At 40.8% G+C, this 10,277-nt stretch carries 15 protein-coding genes; 10 read left to right on the top strand and 5 right to left on the bottom strand.

Annotation, left to right across the window (positions count from 1 at the left end; translation table 11 throughout):
* Positions 1–422 precede the first annotated feature (422 nt).
* From B5E53_RS17970 to B5E53_RS17925, 10 genes are all read left to right on the top strand, one after another.
* Positions 423–1,046 carry a TetR/AcrR family transcriptional regulator gene (locus B5E53_RS17970; RefSeq protein ID WP_087282329.1) on the top strand — a complete coding sequence of 208 codons (624 nt, stop codon included), beginning with the start codon at positions 423–425 and terminating at the stop codon, positions 1,044–1,046.
* Positions 1,043–1,933 (top strand): ABC transporter ATP-binding protein, encoded by an 891-nt coding sequence (locus B5E53_RS17965; RefSeq protein WP_087162313.1) that lies wholly within the window; start codon positions 1,043–1,045, stop codon positions 1,931–1,933. The genes B5E53_RS17970 and B5E53_RS17965 overlap by 4 nt, the downstream gene beginning before the upstream one ends.
* Positions 1,930–2,727 carry an ABC transporter permease subunit gene (locus B5E53_RS17960; protein WP_087162312.1) on the top strand — a complete coding sequence of 266 codons (798 nt, stop codon included), beginning with the start codon at positions 1,930–1,932 and terminating at the stop codon, positions 2,725–2,727. The genes B5E53_RS17965 and B5E53_RS17960 overlap by 4 nt, the downstream gene beginning before the upstream one ends.
* Positions 2,728–2,733: 6 nt before the next feature.
* Complete coding sequence (locus B5E53_RS17955; RefSeq protein ID WP_343215684.1) at positions 2,734–3,114, top strand: response regulator; 381 nt, start codon at positions 2,734–2,736, stop codon at positions 3,112–3,114.
* Between the two features lie 31 nt (positions 3,115–3,145).
* Positions 3,146–3,562, top strand: coding sequence for a winged helix-turn-helix domain-containing protein (locus tag B5E53_RS17950; RefSeq protein WP_087317456.1), 417 nt, complete (start codon positions 3,146–3,148; stop codon positions 3,560–3,562).
* A 126-nt stretch (positions 3,563–3,688) separates the two neighbouring features.
* Entirely contained in the window at positions 3,689–4,192 is a 504-nt protein-coding gene (locus B5E53_RS17945; RefSeq protein ID WP_158097058.1) for a sigma-70 family RNA polymerase sigma factor, read from the top strand.
* Between the two features lie 3 nt (positions 4,193–4,195).
* Complete coding sequence (locus B5E53_RS17940) at positions 4,196–4,966, top strand: hypothetical protein (RefSeq protein WP_087282323.1); 771 nt, start codon at positions 4,196–4,198, stop codon at positions 4,964–4,966.
* Positions 4,938–5,822, top strand: a complete 885-nt coding sequence (locus B5E53_RS17935; protein WP_087282321.1) for an ABC transporter ATP-binding protein — start codon at positions 4,938–4,940, stop codon at positions 5,820–5,822. Before B5E53_RS17940 ends, B5E53_RS17935 begins: the two co-directional genes overlap by 29 nt.
* Positions 5,822–7,057, top strand: a complete 1,236-nt coding sequence (locus B5E53_RS17930) for an ABC transporter permease (protein ID WP_087282319.1) — start codon at positions 5,822–5,824, stop codon at positions 7,055–7,057. Before B5E53_RS17935 ends, B5E53_RS17930 begins: the two co-directional genes overlap by 1 nt.
* Positions 7,058–7,133: 76 nt before the next feature.
* A complete protein-coding gene (locus tag B5E53_RS17925; RefSeq protein WP_087282317.1) occupies positions 7,134–7,550 on the top strand; it encodes a response regulator transcription factor in 417 nt (138 codons plus the stop codon).
* A 54-nt stretch (positions 7,551–7,604) separates the two neighbouring features.
* Here B5E53_RS17925 and B5E53_RS17920 read toward each other — a convergent pair whose 3' ends face one another.
* The 5 genes from B5E53_RS17920 to B5E53_RS17900 form a co-directional block, all read right to left on the bottom strand.
* A complete protein-coding gene (locus tag B5E53_RS17920; protein ID WP_087282315.1) occupies positions 7,605–8,009 on the bottom strand; it encodes a HEPN domain-containing protein in 405 nt (134 codons plus the stop codon).
* Positions 8,010–8,118: 109 nt separating this feature from the next.
* A complete protein-coding gene (locus B5E53_RS17915; RefSeq protein WP_087282313.1) occupies positions 8,119–8,556 on the bottom strand; it encodes a hypothetical protein in 438 nt (145 codons plus the stop codon).
* Between the two features lie 17 nt (positions 8,557–8,573).
* Positions 8,574–9,257 (bottom strand): hypothetical protein, encoded by a 684-nt coding sequence (locus B5E53_RS17910; protein WP_087282311.1) that lies wholly within the window; start codon positions 9,255–9,257, stop codon positions 8,574–8,576.
* 20 nt (positions 9,258–9,277) lie between these two features.
* Positions 9,278–9,853 (bottom strand): sigma-70 family RNA polymerase sigma factor, encoded by a 576-nt coding sequence (locus tag B5E53_RS17905; protein WP_087162279.1) that lies wholly within the window; start codon positions 9,851–9,853, stop codon positions 9,278–9,280.
* 15 nt (positions 9,854–9,868) lie between these two features.
* Positions 9,869–10,277, bottom strand: a 409-nt coding sequence (locus tag B5E53_RS17900; protein ID WP_140401532.1) for a DUF3268 family zinc-finger domain-containing protein, incomplete at its 5' end; no start/stop codon positions are given.

Genomic DNA, 10,277 nt, shown 5'->3' with positions numbered 1-10,277 from the left:
GATGATTGCTGACATAGAAATTCTCCTTTCTGCCTCTTTGGGCGTTAAAATAAATAATAGTGAAAATAAAAAAAGTGCCATTACAGTGCCGTAAAAAACGGCATTATAATGACACGATTTTCCAACTTAAACAGCATGTGTCCTGGGTGAATGGCCCAGACTCCCATTTCGGGATGACACAAAAACTCAAATACAAGATTATAGTAGCACAAGATATAGTGGGTGTCAAATGCAATCAAACAATATATGCAATCAAACATCAAACAATATATGCACTCAAACAATATATTGCTGAATTGAAACGGATAGTATTTTTGCAGAAAATATCGGGAAGGGCTAAAGAAGTGATTGCTGGGACCTTGAAAAAAATAGTCAACGTATTAGAATGGAATTGACTGAAATAGTCAAAGGAGGTCTGAAAATTGTCTGCGGAGAAGTTTGAGGAATTACCGTCCGAAAAGAAAATGCGGATTATAAACGCAGGACTGGAATGTTTCGGGCAATACGGATATAAAAAGGCAAACACTGATTTGATTGTTGAAAAAGCAGGAATATCTAAAGGACTGTTATTTTACTACTTCAAAAATAAAGAAACGTTTTATCTTTACCTGTGCGATTTTTGCAGCAAAGTTTCTTTGGAAGCAGTAGATGTAGCGGAAATGAGTGCCATAACTGATTTTTTCGATATGTTGGACTTCGGGATAAGAACCAAATTGAAAATATGGTCTGACTATCCTTATATGTATGATTTTTCGCTGCGGATGGTTCTTTTTCAAGACGAAAAAGTTTCGGCTTCGGTTAATGATTATCTCGCTGAAAATTTTGATACCACATTCGATGAATACTTCAAGAACATTGACTTTTCGCGATTCAAAGAGGACATTGATCCGAAGTACATTTACAAAATGTTTTCGTGGTTATCCGAGGGGTATCTGTCCGAAAAGCATCGAACTAATCAACCGATTGTGTTTGAGGAAGCTATTGCGGAATTTGAAAAATGGAAAGCAATGATTAAACAGATTAGTTATAAAGAGGAATACTTATGAAGATGATTGAAGTACACAATTTGACAAAAGACTATGGAAACTATAGAGGAATTTTTGATTTAAGTTTTACTGTTGACCAAGGAGAGGTTGTTGGATTTCTGGGATCAAACGGTGCGGGCAAAACAACGACCATAAGACATTTGATGGGATTTATCCATCCCCAGCAGGGTATATCTAAAATTTTTGATATGGATACGTTCTCTGCGGCAAAGCAAATACAATCAAAAGTTGGTTATTTACCGGGAGAAATATCATTCTTGAATGACCGAATGACTGGCAATGAGTTCATCCGATTTATGATGGAAACAAAAGAGAATGTTTCCACAGAACAGGTTCGTCACCTCGTAGATTATTTTGAATTAGATACTCGTATCAAGATCAAAAAAATGTCAAAGGGGACAAAACAGAAATTAGGGTTAGTCGTTGCATTTATGCACAATCCGTCTGTGTTAATCTTAGATGAACCGACCAGCGGATTAGACCCTATTATGCAAAATAAGTTTGTCGAGCTTATAAAATCAGAAAAAGACAAAGGGAAAACGATATTTATGTCGTCCCACATTTTTGAAGAAGTCGAAAACACTTGTGATAGAGTGCTGATGGTTAAAGACGGACACTTGATTGCCGATAAAGGTATCCAGAGTATTCGAGGTACGAACAAAAAGCACTACACGATTACCTTTGCAACCCCTGAACTTGCAAAGGCATTTACACGGGTTCATGCTGACAGTACATTTGATGGAAATTATAAGGTATCTTTTCTACTGGATAGCTCTGTCAATGATCTTGTGCATGAATTAGTACATTACGATGTGCAAGATATAGCAGTAAGAAACCAAACAATCGAAGAAGTATTTATGCAGCATTATGGAGGAACTAAAGCATGATCCGCTCATTGATGAAACAAGAAGTAAAAGCGAACTATAAATTATATGTTATTTTTTTAAGTATCATTGCAATGTATGCTGTCACACTGGTGGCAATGTATGATCCATCACTAAAGGACAGTCTGGAATCATTAGAGGAAAGTATGCCGGTTGTTCTTGCTGCATTCGGTATGCAGGATATGGGGACGACCTTGCTGGATTTCATCATTACATACCTGTATAAATTTGTTTTGATTGTTACACCGTTCATTTACAGTATCGTAATGTGCTATCGCCTACTTGCAAAGTATGTGGAAAATGGATCACTTGCCTATCTGCTAAATTCAAAGCATGGCAGAACGAAAATTGTTATAACACAATGGGTCAATCTGTTTTTGGGGGTGGTTGTGATGATCGCATTCAATACAGGATTGATGATTGTATGCTGTTCCATGATGTTCAAAGGCGCATTGGATATACCCCGGTTTTTATTACTAAATTTAGGCTTGCTCGCCCTGCAATTATTCATTGCGGCGTTTTGCTTTATGTTTGCTTGTCTATTCAATGATGTTAAATATTCAATCGGCTGTGGGGCCGGGGGAATTTCGTTGTTCATCATTATGCAGATGTTTTTTTCTGTATATGATAATGCCAAAATTCTTCTTTACTGCAATCCATTGAGTTTGTTCAATCCAAGGCAGCTTGTCAATGGAAATATTGTTTCGGTTATTAGCCTTGTGGTTTTGTTGGGATTAACTGCTATTTTTCTGACAATTGGATTGTTGGGATTTAGACGAAAGGATTTGCCACTTTAAGAAAATATAGCTATTTCCTGTCGGGCGACGGCAAAAGAAAAACTGTCGTGTAGCAGTCCTTTTGGATTTTTTAGGTTTTCTGGTCTCTACTTTAAAAAGTATTTTGAGGTTTATATAGCAACAGGGGGAACAGATGTTTTGCGATTACTGGAACATCAAAAAGTCGATGCAATCTGTTCTGATTACAATATGCAGAATGGCACAGGACTGGATTTACTCGTAGAAATTCGTCAAAAAGGAATCCCTGTCCCTTTCCTGCTTATGTCTGGCGATGATGATTGCCTGTTTAAAAAACAGACAAAATTTTATGGTGGCGTTTTCTGTTGCAAAACCGATTATGATTTGATCGGAAAAATAAAAGCTTTGATTAACACTGAAACGAAATAATGTCTTTCGACTTTTAAACAGGTGATGCGTAATGGAACAGATCGAAATCATCCTTCGCTCCACGGATCCAACTGGAAAGGTGACAGAGCAGATCCTGGCGAAATTTGATACAGAGAAACTAGCGACAGATCATGATAAGGTTCTTCAGTATTCCGGTCTTTGCATTGATCCAGTCAAGCACCAGATTTCTTACCAGGGGAAGGTGCTTCCTCTGACGGAAACGTATGAATTTCAAACTCTGGTGTACCTTGCCGGTCAGCCAGGGAGAGTATTTACAAAAGAACAGATCTTCCAGGCAGTCTGGAAGGAGGAACCGGTGGAGGTAAGTGGCGCTGTATTCTGTATCATTGCAAATATCCGACAGAAGCTGCGGAAGGTTACAAAAAAAGAATATATCCAGACCGTGCGGGGAGTTGGATACAAATTTGTGGATGTCCCAGGGGAGTGATCTCCTGGGATTTTTCTACAAAAAATAAAAAAATTGATTAAAAGTTGCTTTTTTCTTGTTTTCAAACGTTATACCTTATAAAAGGAAGTAAACGAGAACAAGATAGATGAAACTAGGAGAATTTTTGTGTTTGAAAAAAAGCTTGTGAAAAAACTTATCTTCGATGAGGGTGAGATAGAGACGCTGATACAAGAAAACTATAAATGTATATATAGATATTGTTTTTATCATGTGAGAAATAGGGAGGTGGCTCAAGATATTACTCAGGATGTGTTTTTAAAGTTCATAAAGGAAATAGATAGATATAAAGAATATGGTAGGCTGAAGAACTATTTATATGTTATCGCAAAAAATTCTATCAGGGATTACATCCGTAAAACCAAAAATGTGAATTTGAAATTAGTGGAAGAAGGATATGATGATGGCGGCATAGATAAAAAGTTAATGCAAATGAGCATTTGGGAAGCATTGGACTCTTTGGATGATTTAGACAAGGAAATAATTATTTTGAGATATTATCAGGAACTCAGAATTAAAGATATTTCCCAGATAATAGATATTCCTGCATCTACTGTTCGATATAAATTGAAAAATGCTGAAAAAACGCTGAAAAATAGATTGGAGTTATGAAATATGATAGATAAACGGTTAATGAAAGAACTGGGGAAAATAGAGGTGCCTTTGTACGACATCCGGAAATATGAAGAAACTATTATGAAGGCTAAGGCAGTAAAATTGTATCCAGAAAAACAACGGATGTGTAATAAAGAATTTTTTATAAACCAGTTACGATTTATTAATAAGAAAACATGGCTTCTAAAGTTTATTATTTCTATCATGATCTTATATGTAATCAGCACTGAACAAATTGATATTAGCGGTTGGACATGGACCTTGATCGCAGTATCTGGTCCTGCGCTATGTTTAATTAATGCGAATGAGATATGTAACATATTTCAGCCAGGAATGGTAGAAATACAAATGACAGCCAAAAACTCATTTGGCAAAGTGCTTATGGTTCGTTTGATAACATTCGGATTATTTGATTTGATTTTTTTCGTATGCATGGCGTTAGGAATGTCTATATTTAAGAAAACTATAATTTGGCAGGTAATATTATATGGAATAGTGCCTTATATCATTATGTGCTTTGGATGCTTGATGATTTTAAATAGGTGCAGGGAGGAGAATGTTTCGCTGTATTCTTTAACCTGGGGAGTATGTTTAAATTGTATAATTATAATTTCCAAAATATCGGATATAAGAATATACCAGGCATCTTACTTTAATATGTGGTTAGGCATAGGGCTAATAGCTTTGGGGGGCACGATAATAGAGTTACACAGACTTTTTAAAAAGACAGGAGGAAATCTGGATGAAATTAGCTATGGAACATCTGTCTAAACAATTTAAAAATAAAATTGCGGTAAAACAGATTGATACGGTATTAACAGAAGGAGTATATGGGTTTTTAGGTGCCAATGGCGCAGGAAAAACAACGCTTTTACAAATGATCTGCGGAATCATTGAACCTACATCTGGAGAAGTTAAAGTAAACGGTGAAAATAATTTACAGATGGGAGAGCGGTTTCGGGATTTATTGGGATATTTACCGCAGGAGTTTGGATATACGCCAGGTTTTACAGCGCAGGATTTTATGCTCTATATTGCTTCGATTAAAGGTTTGCAGCCGAAATATGCAAAGAGAAGAACAAGAGAACTATTAAAGCTGGTTAATTTAGAGAAAGAGGCAGATAGGAAAATCAGAACCTTTTCAGGAGGGATGAAGCGACGATTGGGTATTGCACAAGCTCTGTTAAATGATCCTAAAATTTTAATTTTAGATGAACCGACTGCAGGGTTAGATCCTAAAGAACGTGCGTATTTCCGAAATATCATATCTGAAATGTCAAAAGATAAAATTATCATTATATCGACACATATTGTATCGGATATAGAATATATTTCTGATCAGGTACTTGTGATGAAAAAAGGAAGCTTTATTTTGCAGGGAACACCAGAAGAGCTACTTGATAAAGTGAAAGGAGAGGTGTGGTCCTGCCATATTCCAAATAAAGACTGGACAAAATTTGAAGCGCAGTTTTGTATAGCAAATTCACATGCATTAGCGAATTATGTTGATGCCAGAATTGTGTCTTTAGAAGCTCCAATTGAGGGGGCTATTAATGTTGAACCAACTTTGGAGGATTTGTATTTGAAGTATTTTTCGGATGAGATGGAAGTAGGTGACAGAAATTAATGGGTGGAATGATTAAATATGAATGGAAAAAGATATGGAAAAGCAGACTGACACAAATATCAGTTATAGGATGTTGTTTATTTTTGGTTTTTTGTGTTTATTCAAGCATTATTCAAATTACTGCAACAGATCAAAATGGCCAGACTGTAAGTGGAATGCAAGCTGTTGAAGTTTTGAAAGATACTCAGCAGCGGCAAGAATTAACACAGGATAGAGTGAATGAAATTGTAAATCAGTATTTAGAGTACGCTAATAACCCTGATACTAATTCCAATAACGAAGCGTACCATTACTTGTCTGAAGAAAAATATAGAACTTTTTATCAGTCCAACAGAGAGTTACTGAGTTTAATTTCAAATGTATATAAGGAACCTGGCAGTAGTATGGACATAAAGGATGTTTTTGAGGAAAATGTCGGTAAAGATTTTATACAAGCACGTCTTGAGAGAGACCAGAAATATATTCAATTAAGAGAAGAGCGAGGCCAGCTTACGCCTGTTGAAGCAGATTATTGGGAGCGTGAAGTGGAAAAAATACCGGAATATCAATATGGTTATCACAAAGGCTGGGACATGATTTTAGATGCACTGACATGGCCTGTTCTGATTATGATGATTATTTGCATCGGGATTGCACCGATTTTTTCCGGGGAATATCAATCAAAATGTGACTCGCTAATACTATGTATGAAATATGGAAAAAGCAAATTGATATTTGCCAAAATCATTACAGTATGGCTATTTACGACTTGTGTATACTGGGGAATTACATTAATTTATTCAGCAGTATATCTTGGTCTTCTAGGAACTGATGGAGCAGACCTACCGATCCAATTAAAATATCCTGCAGTATCCGTGGGATATCATTTAACAATGGGAGAGGCAGTTATTTATGCATTGGTTTTAGCATATTTCTTTACTCTGGGGATAGTGGGAATAACGCTTTTAATGTCTGCATTACTAAAAAACACATATGGAGTTATTATTATTGCTTTTCTTTTAATAATCATCCCAACCTTTTTATCACCAGATACCGGAGGATATACCTGGAGTCGTATATTGTCTTTATTCCCATCTAAAATTGCAGATTTCTCTTTCCAGTCCTATACTGCCTACAGTATAGGAAATGTGGTAATAAGGTGGCCAGATATGGCAATGATAGTAAACGGTGCCGGAGCTGTTATATTTTCTGCAATTAGTTATTGGATTTTTAGAAAACACCAAGTTAATAAATAAGTTGTAGATGATGAATATAAGCCGATAACTGAAATAATATGTCGTTAATTTGTAGTCATTTGAAAGCTGGTGAGAGATGAGGCAAATTGAAATCATCCTCCGTACCACGGATCCAGCTGGAAAGGTGACAGAGCAGATCCTGGCGAAATTTGATACAAAGGAGCCAGCGATAGGGAGTGATAAGGTTCTTCAGTATTCCGGTCTTTGCATTGATCCAGTCAAGCACCAGATTTCTTACCAGGGGAAGGTGCTTCCTCTGACGGAAACGTATGAATTTCAGACGTTTGTTTATCTCGCCAGTCAGCCAGGAAGAGTCTACACAAAAGAACAGATATATCGGGCAGTCTGGAAAGAGGAGCCGGTGGATGTAAGCAGTGCGGTGTTCTGTATCATTAGTAATATCCGCAAGAAGCTGCGAGAGGTAACAACAAAAGAATATATCCAGACCGTGTGGGGAGTCGGATACAAATTTGTGGATGTCCCCGGAGAGTGATCTCCTGGGATGTTTTCAATGAAAATCGTAAAGAAGTCTAAGAGTGGTGTCTGTTTATCCACAGTGTACTTTTTCTTGGAATAAAAGCCTGGAGGCAGTCCGATGCAGTTCTTTTGCCCTCGTCATAGATTCTTCCGCCATTTCTTTGCTTACGTCTGGAAAGGCTTCTGAAGATCGATCATCCTGTACTTTGGAAGCGGGCCGTACTACGGATGGGATTCCGGCTGAGAAATCAGGAACATTTCTATGCAACCTATTCAAACCCGCATTTGTACCCTTTGTAATCATTTTCTGCAGATCTATAGCGGATATTGTGCGGAGCCCCTGGGATGCAGATGCGTTGAAATGAAGATACGCAGATTTATAGTCATGATGTTCCATCATTGTCATGGCTTTTGCTAATTCATTAGTAGCCTGCTCGTAGTGGCCAAATGCTAACATATAGTGAGCGCGAAACATGATGCACCTCCTATGTTCCTGTGAAAATAGTCTAAGTTACATTACATAAAATATTCTACTTTATTATCAGAAAACAATCAATGGATGGAAGCAAATTGTTAAAATTACTTTATTCTTCTGCAGATACTTCCACCAGTTCCTCGTAACCGATCAGCGCCGGATCGTGAAGTGCTTTTCCTGGATTTTCTTCCAGCGCGTATTCTCTTTTAAAATAAAGCCGATAACTGTGGCCAGCCAGAAGCCGGGTATTTTTTTCCAGGCTGAAGCGGTATTCTTTCCCTTCCGTAGTACGGAACAACACCTGCTGATTCCGGGTGAGGGGCGATTTCTCCCGCTTAACACAGGTGCCTTCCAGGATCAGGTAGTCTTCCGTCTTGATGGTACGATATAAAAGAAGGAAGCGGATGATGCAGCACACTCCAAGAAGCAGGCTCATGACCAGCAGGATGGTATCCTTCTGAGACAGGGCATAAACGCCTCCAAACAGGACACAGAAAAGGCCGACTGCACAGATGGCAGCCAGCCGGGTGAATAATGGTTTCGGCATAGGGTTCTCCTTTCGGATCAAATCTTCTGGAACAGGATCTTCTGGTTCAGGTACAGGTTGCTGACCGCTTGCAGGATGGGATACTGGGCGTGGGTGATCTGCACGGTATCCGTAAGGGTGCTGCAGGTGTCTTCCGGCGAGGTGTAGAGCTTTTCCAGGATATCCTCTTCCTTCCGGATCAGGACGCCCCGCTCCATACTGAGCAGCAGCTCTGCCGTGGACAGAGACGCTTTCCCGGCAAGAGCCAGGACTTCCCGCTCCGTGGGCGTACATTTTGTCTTACGCAGGAGCCGGGGAATGTCTTTTAAACGCACCTGCCCTTTGGTGTAGAGCAGGAACACACTGGCAAGCCGGGGAAGGAAACGGTCCTCGACGGGTGTGATGGTCAGCGTTCCCAGAAGCCGGTACAGGGCGTCCACAGCGCTTACTCCCATCCCTTTTACCAAGAGGCCCCGCAGGAGCAGCCGGTTCAGGTAATGGGACAGCGGCAGAGAGATGGACTGGCCGGAGTCCGCACAGTTCTTTTCAAACAGCCGCTCCAGTTCCGGATAGGTCAGGATCTGGAAGGCCAGGCAGCTCCACACCAGAAGCTCTTCTTTGGACATCCCGTATTCCTTCTGATTATTGATCACATGGGGGACCGGTTTCCCGTTCACATTTACAAACTGAAGACTGCCGACAGCGGTATAGAGCGTAAGCATAAAAGTTCCTCCTTTATCGTTCAGGATAACAGAGCGCACAGCGCTGCATCCTGCTGTAAAAATCTGCGGGCTTTGCTCTGCCAGGCCCGGATATGGTTGGAAGGCACCTGGTAGTGAGCGGACAGCTCCTTGGCCGAGTAACCCTCAAGCTGGAAGCAGAGGGCCTCAATGCCTTTTTGGATGGTGCTGCACTGGGAGGCTTTGAGTGTCTCCAGATAAGCACCTGCCGCCGTATCTTTCAGTGCCAGGGGCGCTGCATCCGGCATTGCTTCCTGCTCCTGGCCAATCTGCAGGGCCGGCATAGCATCCAGCAGATCTTCCTGCAGCGGGCAGAAAAGATCTTTTCCCCGGATTTCGTGACGCCAGGAGTCATAAATGGCATTGCGGATAGCAGCTGCAGCGTATGGAGTGAAGGGGAACCCTTCCCCGCAGGAGACGGCTGCCCGGCACAGGGCCAGGTATCCGATCTGGCAAAGTTCCTGCCGCTGCTCGCTGGTTAAAGGGCTTCCGTTTGTCATTGAGCGGATGATCTTTGGGACCAGATCCATATGATCTTCCGCCAGCTGCTTCTGGGCGGGTGTCATGGGCTTTACCATCGCATTTCCCTCCCTTCAGCCTGCCGCCTGAAGGCGGGGGCGCTGGTTTGCCAGAAGTTTTTTGGACTCCCGGATCACCTGGTCACACATATAGTTCCCGAACATCCCGATGTGTGCCTGCTCATCGGAGAGGCAGAACTTGTCCGCCATCCAGTGATAGGCGTCGGGGCGGCTTAAGATCCCCCTCAGCCAGATCTGGTCAAAGATCTGATGTGCCAGCATCCGTTTCTTCCGAAGTTCCTGGTCTGCCAGCGTGCCTTTGGGGATCCGGGTTCCGGGATGGACTCCTACATAGGCGTCGCACCTGGGATAGTTGCTGCATACATAAACCTTGCCGCCGTAGGACTTCTCCCCATAGACGAAGGAAGCGTCCCGGAGGATGGCAGTGCCGCCGCAGTATGGGCAGCGGATGGATTTCTTCTGT

It is taken from the genome of Eubacterium sp. An11, assembly GCF_002161065.1.
Classification (GTDB): domain Bacteria; phylum Bacillota; class Clostridia; order Lachnospirales; family Lachnospiraceae; genus Anaerobutyricum; species Anaerobutyricum faecale.
This window is presented reverse-complemented; position numbering and strand designations above follow the sequence as displayed.